Annotated in this window: 13 protein-coding genes; 10 read left to right on the top strand and 3 right to left on the bottom strand. The window is 70.5% G+C overall.

What is annotated here, in order from left to right:
* Nucleotide 1: 1 nt before the first annotated feature.
* From SK854_RS43195 to SK854_RS43185, 3 genes are all read left to right on the top strand, one after another.
* The gene (locus SK854_RS43195; protein WP_319980975.1) at nt 2-748 is read left to right on the top strand and encodes an SDR family oxidoreductase; all 747 of its coding nucleotides are present in this window, start codon (nt 2-4) and stop codon (nt 746-748) included.
* 129 nt (nt 749-877) lie between these two features.
* Nucleotides 878-1,861, top strand: a complete 984-nt coding sequence (locus SK854_RS43190) for a hypothetical protein (protein ID WP_319980974.1) — start codon at nt 878-880, stop codon at nt 1,859-1,861.
* 105 nt (nt 1,862-1,966) lie between these two features.
* Entirely contained in the window at nt 1,967-2,959 is a 993-nt protein-coding gene (locus tag SK854_RS43185) for a hypothetical protein (protein WP_319980973.1), read from the top strand.
* Nucleotides 2,960-2,966: 7 nt separating this feature from the next.
* Here SK854_RS43185 and SK854_RS43180 read toward each other — a convergent pair whose 3' ends face one another.
* Nucleotides 2,967-5,639, bottom strand: a complete 2,673-nt coding sequence (locus tag SK854_RS43180; RefSeq protein ID WP_319980972.1) for a helix-turn-helix transcriptional regulator — start codon at nt 5,637-5,639, stop codon at nt 2,967-2,969.
* 109 nt (nt 5,640-5,748) lie between these two features.
* Here SK854_RS43180 and SK854_RS43175 point away from each other — a divergent pair, with 109 nt between their 5' ends.
* From SK854_RS43175 to SK854_RS43145, 7 genes are all read left to right on the top strand, one after another.
* Entirely contained in the window at nt 5,749-6,195 is a 447-nt protein-coding gene (locus tag SK854_RS43175) for a VOC family protein (RefSeq protein WP_319980971.1), read from the top strand.
* Nucleotides 6,195-7,538 carry a dihydrolipoyl dehydrogenase family protein gene (locus tag SK854_RS43170; RefSeq protein WP_319980970.1) on the top strand — a complete coding sequence of 448 codons (1,344 nt, stop codon included), beginning with the start codon at nt 6,195-6,197 and terminating at the stop codon, nt 7,536-7,538. Before SK854_RS43175 ends, SK854_RS43170 begins: the two co-directional genes overlap by 1 nt.
* Nucleotides 7,535-8,131 (top strand): VOC family protein, encoded by a 597-nt coding sequence (locus tag SK854_RS43165; RefSeq protein ID WP_319980969.1) that lies wholly within the window; start codon nt 7,535-7,537, stop codon nt 8,129-8,131. The genes SK854_RS43170 and SK854_RS43165 overlap by 4 nt, the downstream gene beginning before the upstream one ends.
* Nucleotides 8,132-8,141: 10 nt before the next feature.
* A complete protein-coding gene (locus tag SK854_RS43160; protein ID WP_319980968.1) occupies nt 8,142-10,169 on the top strand; it encodes a leucine-rich repeat domain-containing protein in 2,028 nt (675 codons plus the stop codon).
* A 151-nt stretch (nt 10,170-10,320) separates the two neighbouring features.
* A complete protein-coding gene (locus SK854_RS43155; protein ID WP_319980967.1) occupies nt 10,321-11,289 on the top strand; it encodes an NAD(P)-dependent alcohol dehydrogenase in 969 nt (322 codons plus the stop codon).
* A 56-nt stretch (nt 11,290-11,345) separates the two neighbouring features.
* Nucleotides 11,346-12,797, top strand: coding sequence for a carboxylesterase/lipase family protein (locus SK854_RS43150; RefSeq protein WP_319980966.1), 1,452 nt, complete (start codon nt 11,346-11,348; stop codon nt 12,795-12,797).
* A gap of 83 nt (nt 12,798-12,880) precedes the next feature.
* Nucleotides 12,881-13,321: a tetratricopeptide repeat protein gene (locus SK854_RS43145; protein WP_319980965.1), complete on the top strand. Its 441-nt coding sequence runs from the start codon at nt 12,881-12,883 to the stop codon at nt 13,319-13,321.
* Here SK854_RS43145 and SK854_RS43140 read toward each other — a convergent pair.
* On the bottom strand, nt 13,307-14,920 hold the full coding sequence (locus SK854_RS43140) for an SDR family oxidoreductase (protein ID WP_319980964.1): 1,614 nt from the start codon (nt 14,918-14,920) through the stop codon (nt 13,307-13,309). The two genes, SK854_RS43145 and SK854_RS43140, sit on opposite strands and share 15 nt — an antisense overlap.
* 2 nt (nt 14,921-14,922) lie before the next feature.
* Complete coding sequence (locus SK854_RS43135; protein WP_319980963.1) at nt 14,923-15,819, bottom strand: PDR/VanB family oxidoreductase; 897 nt, start codon at nt 15,817-15,819, stop codon at nt 14,923-14,925.
* Between the last annotated feature and the right edge of the window lie 52 nt (nt 15,820-15,871).

The raw sequence follows: 15,871 nt of genomic DNA, 5'->3' as shown, positions 1-15,871 counted from the left end.
CATGAGGATCGTTGTCATCGGCGGCACCGGGTTGATCGGCAGCCAGGTCGTGAAGCGGCTCGGTGAGCACGGCCACGACGCCGTGCCCGCCTCCCCGAACAGCGGCGTGAACACGCTGACCGGAGAAGGCGTCGAGGAGGTGCTGCAGGGCGCCGACGTGCTGATCGACGTGTCGAACTCGCCGTCGTTCGCCGACGACGACGTCATGAACTTCTTCACCACCGCCACGACGAACCTGACCAAGGCCGCCGCCGACGCGGGCGTCGGTCACTACGTCGCGCTGTCGATCGTCGGCACGGACGAACTGCCCGAGTCCGGCTACCTGCGCGCGAAGGTAGCGCAGGAGAAGCTCATCACCGAGTCGGGCCTCACGTACTCGATCATCCGCGCCACCCAGTTCTTCGAGTTCGCGGGCGCCATCGCGAACTCCGCCGAGCAGGGCGGCGCGGTGCACCTCCCGCACGGTGGCGTCCAGCCGATCGCGGCCTCGGACGTCGCCGCGGTGGTCGCCAGGACCGCCGCGACCGAGCCGGTGAACGGCGTGCTGGAGATCGGCGGGCCCGAAGAGTTCACAATGGACGGTTGGATCCGCACGGTGCTGACGTGGCGCAAGGACGAGCGCGAGGTCGTGAGCGACCCGCAGGCCAAGTACTTCGGCACGTTCCTGACCGGCAAGCAGCTCGTGCCGAACGCGGGGGCGCAGCTGCAGCCGACCAGCCTGCGGCAATGGCTGGACGCCGGTAACTGACACTCCGCCGTGGAGAGTGCGGCCGTTCCGCCGCACTCTCACGCGCAGCGGTTGCACGAACGGGTGGCCGACTCGATCGAGCTCTGGGTAGCGTGGGCGTCGCTTGGCTCACGAACTCTGGGGGAAGAAATGAGTCGAAGACTCTCTTTTGCGCTGTCCACAGCCTTACTGGCCACCGTCGTCGGCACGGCGCCGGCGCACGCGGACACGACGATCATCAACCTCGTCGGCCTGCCGGGAGGCCACAGCCACCGGGCGATGTCGATCAACGACTCCGGCCTCGCGGTGGGAAGTTCCATCGTCAGGGACGTCACTCGCGCGGTGAAGTTCGACGGCGGCCGGGTGACCGAGCTCGTCGGACCGGACGGCGCGTCCGTCGGCCTCACCGCGGTCAACAACCACGGGGCAGCCGTGGGCACCAGCACCTTTCCCGGCGTCGGTGGCAATGCCATCCGGTTCGACCCGGACGGGAAGTACTCGGTGCTCAGCACTCCGTTCGGCTACAACTACACGCGGGCAGCGGGGATCGACGACAACGGGATCACCTACGGCGTGGCCGCGCGCAACGACAACTCGATCCCGGTGAGCTGGAGGCAGAACGGCGCCCTCACCGCCATGAAGTTGCCGGCGGGTTTCACCGGCGGGAGCGTGGCGAGCGCCTCACCGAACGGGTATGCGGCCGGATTCGTCTACGGTCCTGGGCAGGACTGGGTGCCGGTGCGCTGGAACCCCGACCACAGCGTGACCGTGCTCCCGCTGCCGGCCGGCGGCGTCAGGAGCCGCGCATCGGCGGTGAACCGCAACGGTGACGTGGTCGGTACCGCTGATCTCCCGGGAGGCGGAGGGCCGTACGGCGTGCGCTGGAACGCAGACGGGTCGATGAACATGTACGGCCACATGGACGAGCCGACAGGTGTCAACGACCACGGCATTGCTGTCGGATACGGCTGGGCCGACGGCCAGTGGCGCCCGTTCCGCTGGACCCGCGAGGGTGAAAAGCTCGATCTCGGTCTCCTCTCGCTCGCTCCCAGCATCGAGAAGCTGGCCATCAACAACGACGGCGTGATCGTGGGATCGGTCTGGGGCACCGCGTACAAGTGGATCGTCAGCTGAGACGAACCGGCCGGGTCGTCGTGGCGTTGCCCGGTGACCTGGCCAACGCGATCGTTCCCTCTATATCGTGACCACCGCATGGCTCACGAACTTGGGGGATTGGGAATGAGTCGAAGACTCTCCTTCGCTTTGTCCGCAGCACTTCTGGCGTCGGTCATCGCCGCGCCACAGGCTCACGCTGCCACGACGATCACCGACCTGGGCGGCCTGCCGGGCTCCACCGGCAGCGGCGCCGCGGCGATCAACGACTCGGGCGTCGCGGTCGGGACGTCCAACAGGGCCGGGTTCAACCGGCCGGTGAAGTACGACGGCGCCGGGGTGACCGAGCTCGCCGGACCGGCCGATCGCCACACTCAGCTCGAAGCGATCAACAACAACGGTCTCGCCGCGGGCACCGCCACCGGCACCAGTCCTGACGTCGGCGGCAGGGCCCTTCGCTACAACGCGGACGGAACGTATGCGGTGCTGTCCGTGCCGTTCGGCTTCTGGTCCGCGGCAGCGGTTGCGATCGACGACGTCGGCACTGTCTACGGCACCGCGGCGGGCCGCGACAACGATCGCGAGATCCCGGTGCGATGGCGGCCGAACGGCGTTCTCGCCACCTTGAAGTTGCCGGAGGGCGCCACCAGGGGCCGCGTGACGGGCGCGTCGCCGAACGGGTACGCGACCGGGGTGGTCTCCGGGCCGGGGATGAACCGCCTGGCGGTGCGGTGGAACCCCGGCGGCACCGTGACCACGCTGCAAAGGCTGGAAGACGGTGCCGAGTCCGCGGCTCTGGCGGTGAACCGGAACGGTGACGTGGTCGGCACCGCGGAGTTCTGGAACGAGGGGTCCTTCGGCGTGCGCTGGAACCTCGACGGGTCGATGACCAAGTTCGGCCCGAACCTCACGCCGTGGAGCATCAACGACCACGGTGTGACGGTCGGGTGGAGCACGACCCCGAACCAGAACGTCCCGTACCGCTGGAGCAACGAGGGCGAGGAGCTCGACCTCGGGTTTCCCAGCGGCACTCAGTTCGCGTACGCGCGGGACATCAACAACGCCGGCGTGATCGTCGGATATGGAGGCGCGACGGCCTGCAAGTGGACCGTCAGCTGACCATCGGCTAGAACCTCGCGTCGCGCAGCTGGCGGCGCGAGGTCACGCCCACCTTGCCGAACACCTTGCGCAGGTGCCATTCCACGGTGCGCGGGCTGATGAACAGCCGCGTGCCGATCTCCGGGTTCGAGTAGCCCTCGCGAGCCAGCCGGGCGATCTGGTACTCCTGCGCGGTCAGCTCGTCGGTGGGCTCGGCGGTGCGCTTGCGGGCCGTCTCACCGGTCGCCTGCAGTTCGCGCAACGCCCGATCGGCGAACGTCGGCATCCCTGACGCCACAAGGATTTCCTGCGCGGCGCGGAGGTGTTCACGCGCCTCGACCCGCTGGCCCTCCCGGCGCAACCACTCGCCGTAGAGCAGGTGGGCGCGTCCCAGCTCGCCGCGCACCGCCGTGCGTTCGAAGCAAGCGATCGACTCGGCGAAAGCCGCTGTCTCCCCGTTCAACGCGCGCAGCCGGGCCTTGACGCCCAACGACCACTGCGTGTCGACCCAGGGCGCCGAACGGTCCAGGGCTTCGGAAACGAGAGCCGTGTCGCCGGTGCGGGAGGCGGCCTCGGCCAGTTCGGACGCGATCAGGCAGCTGTACACCAGGGTGTCGGACGCGAACACCCGCAGCGCCGCGTCCCGGGCGAGGTCGTGGCGGCCCAGTCCGTTGTGGAGGATCGCGGCGGTCCAGTCGGCGATCACGGCCAGCCGGCCCTGACCCGCGGCCAGCGCCTCCGCCCGCGCCGTGGTGGCCACGTCCTCGCCGCGGTAGGCGGCCTGCAGCAGCACCGCGTAGCCGACCGGCGGGATGCCGGTGACCTCGGAGATGCGCTGGTCCTCCTCGATCAACGCCTGCGCGGCCGCGGGCTCGCCGGCGAGGAGTTCGTTGTCCGCCAGGAAGTTCAGCGCGAACTGCAGCTGCACGAGCGCGCCGGCGTCCCTGGACAGGCGGACCTGCTGCTGGGCGAACGCGCGGCGCGTGTCGAAGTCCCACATCTCGCTCGCGACGATCCCGCCCGCGCGGTTGCCGAACAGCCACGGCACGCGACTGATGTCATCGGCGCCGACCTTCAACGCCCGCACCTCGTCCAGCGCCCGCGTCATCCGCGGAACGGCCGCCGCGTACCCCGCCGTGATGCGGGTCGTCAGAGCGTCGAGCACCAGGTCCAGCGCACAGGCCGGGGTGCGCGCCGGGGGAGCGGTGCGGGCGGCGTCGGCCAGCGGCGCACCCGCCCAGATCGCGGCCGACAGGCCTTCCAGGTGCGTCTCACGGGCCAGGTCGGCGTCGAACGGCGTGAGTCGGCGGGCCGCGCTGAACAGCAGCGGCGCCGCGTCGGCGACCCGGCGCTGGTCGAACGCGATGTGGCCGCGCAGGTGCTCGATCTCGGCGCTGCGGCGCTCGTCCGGTGGCCCCGCCTCGACCGCTGACAGCAGCCGCAACGACGCGTCCAGCGCCCCCGCGTCACGCTTGGCCCGCGCGGCGGCGAGTTCACGGGAGGCCCGGCGGCCGGGTTCGGGGGTGAGCACCGCGGCCTGTTCGAGGAACGCGGCCGCGGCCAGCAGCCCGCCACGGGCCTGCGCGCGACCGGCCGAGTGCTCCAGCGCGGCGGCGACCTCCTCGTCCGGTGCGGCGGTGCCCTGCGCCCGGTGCCACACCCGGCGGTCCGGGTCGATGGCCGGATCGGTCACGTCGGCCAGCGCCCGATGCACCCGCATGCGGTCCGCAGTGGACGCCGACCGGTACACGGCCGATCGCACCAGCGGATGCCGGAACTGCACGCGGGCGCCGAACTCGATCAGCCCGGTGCCCAGAGCAGCGGCGGCCGGGTCCGCACCCAGCCCCAGCAGACCGGCGGCCTGCCACAGCAGGGTCGCGTCCCCGAGCGGTTCGGCGGCGGCGATCAGCATCAGCAGCCGGGTGTCGGCGGGCAGCGGCGCGATCTGCCGGACGAAACCGGCCTCGATGCGGCTGGTCAGCGGCCCGCCGTCCAGTCCGTCCGCCAGTTCGGCGGTGGTCCACGCGCGCGGCAGCTCCAGCAGCGCCAGCGGGTTGCCGCGGGCCTCCGCGACGATCCGGTCGCGCACCCGGCCGTCCACCGGCCCCTTGATCACCGACTCCAGCAGCGAGCGGGCGTCGGCGTCGTCCAGGCCGCGCACGAACAGCTCCGGCAGCCCGTCGAGGTAGTCGTTGCCCTCGCGCAGCACGAAGACCAGCGCGATCCGTTCGGCGAGCAGCCTGCGGGCTACGAACCCGAGCACCGCCGACGACATCGAGTCGAGCCACTGCGCGTCGTCGACCAGGCACACCAGCGGCTGTTCGTCGGCGACCTCGGCGAGCAGCGTCAGCACCGCCAGTCCGACCATGAACCGCGTCGGTCTGGGCCCGGTGGCCATGCCGAACGCCGTGCCGAGCGCCTCGCGCTGCGGTGCCGGCAGCCTGTCGAGCCGGTCGAGGAACGGCACGCACAGCTGGTGCAGCCCCGCGTACGGGAACGCGCTCTCGGACTCGACGCCCGCGGCCCGCGTCACGCGGAAGCCCGAGGCGCGCGTCGACACGTGGTCGAGCAGCGCGGTCTTGCCGATCCCGGCCTCACCCCGCAGGACCAGCACCTGACCTGCGCCGGACCGCGCCTGCGTGAGCAGCCGGTCCAGCGTCTCGCCCTCAGCGCGTCTGCCCAGCAGACCTTCGTCCGACACGGGTCCGAGCGTAGTCACCAGGGATCGACCAGGGGGTTACACGGGTTCGAACCGACCCCTGGCGGGAGCAGTCTCATGTCATCGACAAGAACGAAGGAGTTGAACCCCGATGGACTACAAGTTCGAGGTCACCGTCATCCCGGTCAGCGACGTCGACCGGGCCGTGCACTTCTACCGGACGCTGGGCTGGCGCTTCGACGCCGAGTTCGCCGACGACGAGGGCTACCGCCTGGTGCAGTTCACCCCGCCCGGCTCACCCGCGTCGATCATCTTCGGCACCGGCGTCTCGAACGCCGAGCCGGGCAGCGCCGAGGGCCTGCACCTGATCGTCGACGACGTCGAGGCTGCCCGCGAGGACCTGACCGGCCGCGGTGTGGAGGTCAGCGAGATCTTCCACGACAAGACCGGCGTCTTCCACCACGCCGGCACCACCGGTCGCGTCGCCGGTCCGGACGCCGCCCGCGCCAGCTACGGTTCGTTCGCCTCGTTCAGCGACCCGGACGGCAACGGCTGGGTGCTCCAGGAAGTCACCACGCGCCTTCCGGGACGTGTGTGATGACCTCGCACTACGACGTGATCGTCATCGGCGGCGGCTCACCCGGCGAGCACTTCGCCGCCGCCGTCGCCGAGGGCGGGCTGCGGGTGGCGCTGGTCGAGCGCGAGTTGCTCGGCGGGGAGTGCTCGTTCTACGCCTGCATCCCCTCGAAGACGTTGCTGCGGGCCGGTGAGGCCGTGGCGGCTGCTCGGCAGGTGCCGGGCGCCCGTGAGGCGGTCACCGGCGAGATCGACGCGAAGGCCGTGCTCGCCTACCGCGACTTCATGGTCTCGTCCTACGACGACGCGGGCGGCCAGAAGTGGGCCGAGAGCGCGGGAATCGATGTGCTGCGGGGCGACGGCAAGATCGCCGGTCCCGGCACCGTCGCGGTGGGCGACCAGACCTACACGGCCGACCACGTCGTGATCGCCACCGGCTCGTCGGCGTTCATCCCGCCGATCCCCGGCCTGAGCGACCTGGACGTGTGGACGAACCGCGAGGCCACCGGGGTCCAGGAGATCCCGCGCCGGCTCCTGATCCTCGGTGGCGGTCCGACCGGAGTCGAACTGGCCCAGGCGTTCACGCACCTGGGCGCGTCGGTCGCGTTGGTCGACGGCACCGACCGGGTGCTGTCCCGCGAGCCTGAAGCGGCCGGCCGCGCACTGGGCGAGGCGTTGACCGCGGACGGTGTCGAGCTGCACCTGGGCGTTCGCGCCGACAAGGCGTCGTTCGAGGACGGCGAGTACGTCCTCGACCTCTCGGACGGGACGCGGTTGCGCGGCGACAAGCTCCTCGTCGCCACCGGCAGGCGTCCGCGCGTCGACGGCATCGGGCTCGACACCGTGGGCATCGAACCGGACCCGCGTGGGCTCGCCACCGACGAGCGGATGAACGTGGCGGACGGCATCTGGGCGGTCGGCGACGTCACGGGTCAGTGGAACCTGACCCACGTCGGCAAGTACCAGGGCCGGGTGGCCGCCGCGAACATCCTCGGCCAGAACGCGAGCGTCAACTACGACGCCGTGCCACGAGTCGTGTTCACCGATCCGCAGGTAGCCGCAGTCGGTGCGGCAGAAGGAAAGTACACCGCGACCGCTCACCTGTCCGGTGTCGCGCGCACAGCCACCTACACCCGTGACTACGCCACACGCCCCGGATTCCTGACGCTCGTGTCCGACGGCGAAGTCCTCACCGGCGCGCACGCCGTCGGCCCGGAAGCAGGCGAGTGGTTGCAACAGGCCACCGTCGCGATCCGCGCGAAGGTCCCGCTGTCCGTGCTGCTCGACGTCATCCAGCCGTTCCCCACCTTTTCGGAGGCGTTCCTCAACGCCCTCCGCGATCTCGCGAAGGAAGTAGCGAAGTGAAGAACCTCGACCAGATCGACATGTTGCTCGAAGTCACCGTCATCCCCGTCACCGATGTCGAGCGCGCCAAGGAGTTCTACTCCCGCCTCGGCTGGCGTCTGGACGCCACCCCGCCGTGGGTCGTGCAGTTCACCCCGCGCGGATCGGACGCCTCCATCCACTTCGGTGAGGGCGCGACGACCGCGGCACCCGGTTCCGGCAGGCACTTCCTGATCGTCTCGGACATCGTGGAGACGCACGAGGCCCTGCTCGCCGCCGGCGTCAAGGTCGGCCCGTTGTTCCACGGCGGACCGGACGGTCCTGTCGAGGGTGCCGACCCCGAGCGCCGCAGCTACTTCACGCGCGCCGAGTTCGCCGACCCGGACGGCAACACGTGGATCCTGCAGGAGGTCACGACCCGACTGCCTGGCCGCGTCGACGCCGACGACACGTCCTACGCGTCGATCGCCGACCTGGCCGCGGCGTTGCGCAGGGCCGCGGTGGCCCATGGTGAGCACGAGAAGCGCAACGGCGGCGAGTACGACGAGAACTGGCCCGACTGGTACGCCGAGTACATGGTCAAAGCGCAGACGGGCGAGCAACTGCCGCAGTAGGTTCGGGCGGGTGAACGAGGAAATCGCAAGAGCGCTGCGCGGAACGCCGAGCCCCTTGGCGTTCCGCGCGCTTTGTGCTGCCGTGACGAGATCTGGTGAGGATCTCCTTGAGCGGTGCGAAGAACGGCTCGCCTCCTGGCCCGATGAGACACGTCAGGCGCCGTACTCCTGGATCGCCGCACTGAACTCCGGTTTCGCCACACCGGTCTGGCCGCTCGTCCGTTCGCTCGACCTGCGCAGCGCCCGCGACGGGATGCGCGACCTGGTGCTGCCGGATCCGCGGGTCCGTCCCGAGGTGCGTGCGGTGACCGACCTGCGGCTCGCCTGGTACGACCACGACCAGGTGGCGGCGCTGGCGGAGACCGCCGATCACTGGGAACACCTGCGCTCGGTCGAGTTCGCGGGTCTGTCGGAGTCGGACGGGGAAGTGATCGACCGGGTCGCGGCGAGCGAGATGGTCACCCGGCTCGAGTCGCTCACGACGGTGCGGGTGTCAGAAGACCTGTGGCACTTCAAGATTCCGCCTCTGCGCATCGACCGGCCGACCCGGCTGCGGCACGCCGCCCTGCTCGCGCCCGACCTGATCCACCTCTTGCGGAACGGCCTCGCGCCGGATCTGAAGTCCGCCGTCGTGCTCGTGGAGAGCGCCGACGACGCACGTGATCTGGCCGGGTGCGAAGGAATCTCCGCGCTGAACCACCTCGAGATCGGGTTCCGCTGCGGCAAGGACGGCAAGCAGCCGTTGTGGGCACAGTACTTCGGCAACGTCATCGAGGCGGACGACGTCGCGTGCGAGGAGTTCTTCTCCCGCGCGATGCTGACGAACCTGCGCAGTCTCACAGTGCACGGCACCACCATGGGCATGGGCCGTGAAGGGCTCGGCGCGCGAGGCGTGGCGGCGATCGTGGCCGGCGGCGTGCTCGGACAGCTCACCGAACTGACCCTCGCGGCGTTGCCCGTCGGCGACGACACGATCGCGGGCGTGCTGGATGCCATCGACGCCACGATCATCGAGAAGATGGTGCTGACGAACCTCGTCGCCACCGACCGCACCGCCGGCGCGTTCGCCGCGGAGTACCTGCGGCTGCGGCACCTCGACCTCGGCGGGAACCACCTCGGCCCGGACGGCGTGCGGACGCTGTTCGCCGCACAGATGCCCGTACTGGAACATCTCGACCTCAGCGGCAGTGCCGGAGGTTCGCCGCACTACAGCCGATCGGACGTGCAGCCGATCGGAGACGAGGGCGCGCGAGCCGTCGCGGAGTCGAAGGGCCTGAAGTCGCTGAACCTCTCCGCGACCGGGCTCACCGCCGCCGGGTTGACCGCGGTGCTGGAGCTGCCGCTGGAATCCCTTGCCGTGTCGGCAAACCCGTTGGGCGCCTTGCCTTCCGTACCGGACGCGCCCGCGTGGCGCACCTTGCGGACGTTGAACCTCGACGACTGCGCTCTCGGCGACTTGGCGTCGTTGCCACCGGAAGCCCCACTGCTGGAGAGCATCTCGTTCTCGCACAACAACATCGACTCCGGCGGCGCGCGCGTGCTCGCCGGGTGGGCGGTGCTGCCACAGTTGTGGGACCTGGGCCTGCACGACAACGTGATCGGTGACGACGGCCTGACCGGCCTGGCTCGCTCCCGTGCGGCGCAACGGATTCTGGAACTCGACCTGGAACAGGACGTCTGGACCGCGCACCACCGCCGCGACAGCGTGCCGCTGCCGGCCGAGGTCGTGGCGCGGGAGTCGTTCCCGAACCTGGACTCGCTGTACCTCGGGGTGATCGACGCCTACCACGGCGCTCGCTACTCGTGCGGGTTTCCCGCTGAGCGGCACGAGGAACTGATCAGGACCGGGCGGCGGGAGCTCGCCGCGTTCCTCACGCACGTCCAGCCCTTCGAGTACCTCCCGGACGAGGACCAGGATCCGGATCCGCCCACGGAGGACTTCCGCGCCGAACGCACGGCCAAGTACGCGAAGGACTTCGCCGACGCTCAGGAGTTCGCCGCCAGGATGATGTCGGACGACATCGGGTGGCCGCCTTAGGGCCTGTGTCGAAGTCTGGTCCGCGACCACCAGGAACCACCTCAAGCGCGACTCTCATCGCACCAGACTTCGACACAGACCCTAGGGGTCGTCCCTGATGTGCCGGTGCGCCGCTGCCGCTTACCTTCCTTCGCAAGGCAGGGAGGCCGCGATGAAGGCGATCGTGCAGGACAGATACGGGTCCGCGGACGTGTTGGAGCTGCAAGAGGTCGAACGGCCCGTGCCCGCGGCCGGCGAGGTGCTGGTGCGCGTGCGGGCGTCGTCGGTGAACGCCGCCGACTGGCACATCATGCGCGGCGATCCGTACTTCGCGCGGCTGTTCCTCGGGTTCAAGGGCCCGAAGGCGCGGATCAGGGGGATGGACTTCGCGGGCGTGGTCGAGGAGGTCGGGCCCGGGGTGGGCGGCATGGTGCAGGTCGGGGACGAGGTGTTCGGCGAGGTCGAGGGGTCTTTCGCCGAGTACGTCCGGGTGCCCGCGAACCTGGTGGAGCACAAGCCGTCCAACCTCACCTTCGAGCAGACGGCGACGCTGCCGCTGGCGGGCAACACCGCGTGGATGGGGTTGCGTGACCTGCGGGCGGGGCAGAAGGTGCTGATCAACGGCGCGTCCGGTGGGGTCGGGCTGATGGCGGTGCAGATCGCCAAGGCGCGCAAGGCGACCGTGACCGCCGTGTGCAGCACGCGCAACGTCGAGCAGGTGCGTTCGGTCGGGGCCGACCACGTCATCGACTACAAGACCACGGACTTCACCCGCACCGGGCAGCACTACGACGTCGTCTTCGACCTGGTGGGGAACAGGTCGATGGGGGAGTTGCGGGCGTTGCTCACCCCGGACGGCGTGCTGGTGCTGTCCGGCGGTGGCAGCTTCAGCGGAGGCGCGTTGTTCGGCCCGTACCGGCTGATCATCCAGGGCAGGCTGCTCGCGTCGTTCTCCCGGCAGCGGCTCGTGGTGCTGGAGGCCAAGCCCAGCAAGGAGAACCTGGCCGCGTTGCGGGAGCTGGCCGAGTCGGGACAGCTGGTGCCGGTGATCGAACGGACCTACCCGCTGACCGACGCGCCGGACGCCATCCGGCACGTCGAGTCGGAGCACGCGCGGGCGAAGGTCGTCGTCACTGCCTGAACCGCTCAGCGGTAAATCCCTGGCTATTTCGGGAGCGCTGCGCCGACGATTCGGCCATGGTCGAGGTTCGAGTCAGCGGTGGAACGGTTCGGGGCGCTTCCGAGGCGGGGATGGCGGTGTTCCGCGGCATCCCCTTCGCCGCGCCACCGGTCGGTGCGGCGCGTTTCGCCGCACCGCAACCCGTGGTGGCGTGGGAGGGCGTGCGGGAGGCACTGGCGTTCGGGCCGCCGCCACCGCAGGCCGGGGTGTTCGGCGTGGACGGCGTCGGGGTCGCCGGCGACGAGTGGCTCACCGTGAACGTCTGGTCGCCCGACCTGGCAGGGGACCTGCCGGTGATGGTGTGGATCCAGGGCGGCGCCTACCTGATCGGCATGTCCGGGCTGCCCGAGTACGACGGCGCGCGGCTGGCGTCGGACGGTGTCGTCGTGGTGACGTTCAACTACCGCGTCGGCATCGAGGGTTTCGCGCTCATCGAGGGGGCTCCGGCGAACCGCGGTCTGCTCGATCAGGTCGCCGCGCTGGAGTGGGTGAGCGCGAACATCCGCGCGTTCGGCGGTGATCCGGCCCGCGTGACGATCTTCGGCGAGTCGGCGGGCGGGGGTTCGGTGGCGGCGTTGCTCGCCATGCCGCGCGCCAAGGGCCTGTTCCACCGCGCCATCGCGAGCAGCGTGCCGGTGGCGTTCTTCGCGCCGGACCTGGCCGCGGACATCGCTGTGGCCTGCGCCGCCGAACTCGGGTTGCGCCCCACCGTCGCCGATCTGTCCACTGTGGATCCGGAGCTGCTGACGGTCGCGGGCGACGAGGTCATGGCCAAGATCGGCCAGTTCGCCCGGTGGGGGCAGGCCGCGCACAAGAAGATCCCGTTCGCACCCGTGGTGGACGGCGACGTCCTGCCGATGACGCCGTGGGAGGCGCTGGAGTCGGGTGCGGGGCGCGACGTCGAGCTGATCGCCGGGCACACGCGGGACGAACAGCGGTTGCTCACCGCGGTGGAAGGGATGCTCGGCCAGGTGACCGCGGACCAGGCCGCGTGGGCGTCGGAGGTGTTGGCGCCCGGTCTCACCTATCCGGAACTGGCACCGGAGGAGTTGTTCGAGGTGGTGTGCTCTGACTGGCTGTTCCGCATGCCGTCGCTGCACCTCGCGGAGGCTCAGGTCGCGGGTGGCGGTCGCGCGCACGTGTTCGAGGTGACGTGGGCACCGGCCGACCGGCTCGGGGCGTGCCACGGGCTGGACGTGCCGCTGGTGTTCGGCAACCTCGGGGTCGGGGGGACCGCCGCGATCCTGGGTGACGTCACGGCGGAGACCGAGGAGGTGTCGGCGCGGATGCGGACCGCGTGGAGCGGGTTCGCGATCCACGGCGATCCCTGGCCTGCCTACGACACCACGAACCGGCTCACGCGAGTGTTCGGAGTGGAGGACGAGGTGACCGCCTATCCGGAGGAGGTCTCGCGGATGATCTGGCGGAATCATGCTTTCCGCCCGCTTTCGCTCGTTGCGCACCAGTGATCCCGCGGTGCGGGACGGCCGTCCTGGGCTGGTGGGGAATACCTGCTCCCGGAAGGCGTTGTACGCGCCGGAAGGGAGGATCGATGAACAACGAGTTCTCGGTGCACGACAGCACTGGCTTCAACAGCTACCAGCCCAACGGTGAGGTGGCCGCAGATCGCTGGGCCACCGTGCGGCACCTGTTCGACACCGACTACGTCGAGACTCCCGCGGACAAGTGGGAGCGCGCGCAGCTGCTGTTCGAGTCCCGCGACTACATCAAGGCCGCGCAGCTGCTGGCGGAGGTCGTCGGCGAGGTGCCGTTCCAGACGGACCTGCACCTGCTGCTGTCCCGCGCCTACTACCACTCCGCACAGCTCGGCAAGGCCGAGGCGCAGCTCCGCGTGATCGTGGACCGCGACCCGGTCGAGCACTACGCCCACCTGCTGCTCGGACGCACGCTGGAGCGGCAGGGCCGGCCCGAGGAGGCCGCGCCCTGGCTCCGGCTCGCCGCCGCGTTCGGTGGCGAACTAGCCGACGTCTAGCTTGGCGAAGGCGCGCAACAGGCCCGGTGCGGCCCGGCTGGCGAGCCGGGCCGCCCTGGCCTCGGCCGTCACCGGCACGACGGGCTTGTTGCGTCGCACGGCACGCACGATCTGGGTGGCCACGCCCTCCGGACCGAAGCCGCGCCGGGCGTAGATCCGGGACGCGCGGTCCTGCTTGCGGCGTTCCTCCTCGGAGCTGACGCCGGAGAACGTCGTGGTCGCGGTGATGTTCGTGTTCACGACCCCGGGGCAGATGGCGCTGACGCCGATGGCGTGCGGCGCGAGCTCGGCCCGCAGGCAGTCCGAGAGCATGAACACCGCCGCCTTGCTGGTGGCGTACGCGGAGAGGATCTTCGACGGCAGATAGGCCGCCGCCGACGACAGGTTCACGATGTGGCCGCCCTCTCCGCGCTCCACCATCAGTTCGCCGAACGCCCGGCAGCCGTGCACGACACCCCACAGGTTGACGTCCAGCACCCGCTGCCACTGCGCCGTCGAGGTCGACATGAACGAGCCGGAGTGGCCGATACCGGCGTTGTTCACGACGACATCGGGCACGCCGTGCTCGTCCGCGACCTGCCGTGCCCAGGCCCGTACCGCCTCCTCGGAGCGCACGTCGACCTCGTAGGCGTGGCCGTCGATCATGCCGGCGGTCTCCTCGGCCGCGGTGAAGTCCACATCGGACACCACGACCTTCGCGCCCTTCTTGGCGAACGCCACCGCCGTCGCCCGGCCGATCCCGCTGCCGCCGCCCGTGATCACGACGAGCTCGCGCGGGGGAGTGGAGTCGGTGACGAACTCGCTGATCATCCGGGCGAGCGGCGCCGGGTGGCTCAGGGGCGCCCAGTGCCCGGCCGCGATCTTCCTGCGCGTCAGTGACGGCACCCAGCGTTCGAGGTCCAGCGGTTCGGTGCGGATGTACCGGTCACGGGTCGGCTGGATCACCTGCACCGGCATGGGTGCGAGGCGTTGCCGCGGCGCGCGCATGACCTGCCGGATGTTGGCCCGGTACAACGAGATCCCGCGCACCGCGTCCGATGTGATCGTGCGCGCGGGCTTGACCTTCACTCCCTCCAGCCGTTGCAGCACGCCTCCCCAGCGCGGACCGAGGTACAGCCGCCAGAACAGCGGCGCGAGCACCGGCAGGTGGAACGCGCCGATGTACCAGGAGCGGAGGAACTGCTTGATGTGAGCGATCGACAAGCCCTTCCGCGACCAGTGCCCCATGTGGTCGAGGCAGGGCCCGGAGATCGAGGTGAACGTGGCGATCCGCGCGCCGGGAGTCGTCACCGCCTCCCAGGACTGGATCGAGCCCCAGTCGTGACCGACGAGGTGCACCGGCTCGTCCGGGCTGACCGCGTCGATCACCGCGAACAGGTCGGCCGCCAGCCGTTCGAGCCGATAACCATCCTCAGTGGACGGCCGCGTCGACTCGCCGGCACCGCGCACGTCGTAGGTGACGACGCGGAAGTCCTTCTCCAGCAACGCGGCCACGCGGTCCCAGACCTCGTGCGTGTCCGGATACCCGTGCACCAGGACCACGGTCGGTCCGGACGTGCCGCGCACCTGCACGGCGAGTTCGACTTCCCCGGAACGCACCTTCACAGCTCCTCCAAGACGAGTCGATCTCCGGTTGGCCGGTCCACGCAGATCCGCACACCGCCGACGTCGCACGTGCCGCAGAACCCCTGCCGGCACGAGTAGGCGACGGACGGCCGGAAGTCCCTGATCACGTCCAGCGCCGACCGGTCGGCGGGCACGTCGAGGGACACCCCGCTGCGGCGCAGTTCGACCGTGAACGGCCGCCCGTCGACGATCGGCGGCGGACTGAAGCGTTCGAAGTGCAGCCAGCGCGACGAGAACTCGGCCCGGACCTGTTCCAGCATCGATGCCGGCCCGCAGCAGTACACCGCGCCACGAGGAGAAGCGTCGCCGAGCAGCGCCTCGCCCCGGCCGATCCGCACGTCGACCCGGCCGACGGGCAGCTCGTCCAGGAACGGCATCGCCGCCATCGACCGCCCGCAGTACACGAGCCGCCAGTCGAGGCCCGCCCGCGCGGCCGCGTGCACCATCGGCAGGATCGCGGTGATCCCGATGCCGCCCGCCACGAACACGACGGGCCCGAGCCCGGCGAACGGGAAGGCGTTGCGAGGCCCGCGCACCTGGATCCGGTCGCCCACCCGCAAAGCCTGCACCTCGCGCGAACCGGCGCCGACCTCGCGCACCGCGATCCGGTAGGTGTTCTCGCCGGGATCGCCGCACAGCGAGTACTGACGGCGCAGCCCGGACGGCAGGTGCAGGTCGAGGTGACAGCCCGGTTGCCAGGCGGGCAGCGCCGACCCTCCAAACCGGAGGCTCACCACCCCGTCGGCGACTTGTGAGCGTTCGACAACGTTGAGCCACAACGCATCCCGCGCGACGCCAGGCCGTGCCCGGCCACCGAAGCGGGTGACCGCGGCGTCGTAGAGGGTGCCGAACCGAGTCAGGCCGCTCAGCATCGAACCGCCTCTCCGCGCGGCGTGGGGTGAGCGCCGGTCGAGTCGGCCCGCA

The organism is Lentzea sokolovensis, assembly GCF_033949975.1.
GTDB classification, from domain to species: domain Bacteria; phylum Actinomycetota; class Actinomycetes; order Mycobacteriales; family Pseudonocardiaceae; genus Lentzea; species Lentzea sokolovensis.
The sequence above is the reverse complement of the archived record's forward strand: the minus strand, read 5'-3'. Positions and strand labels throughout refer to the sequence as shown.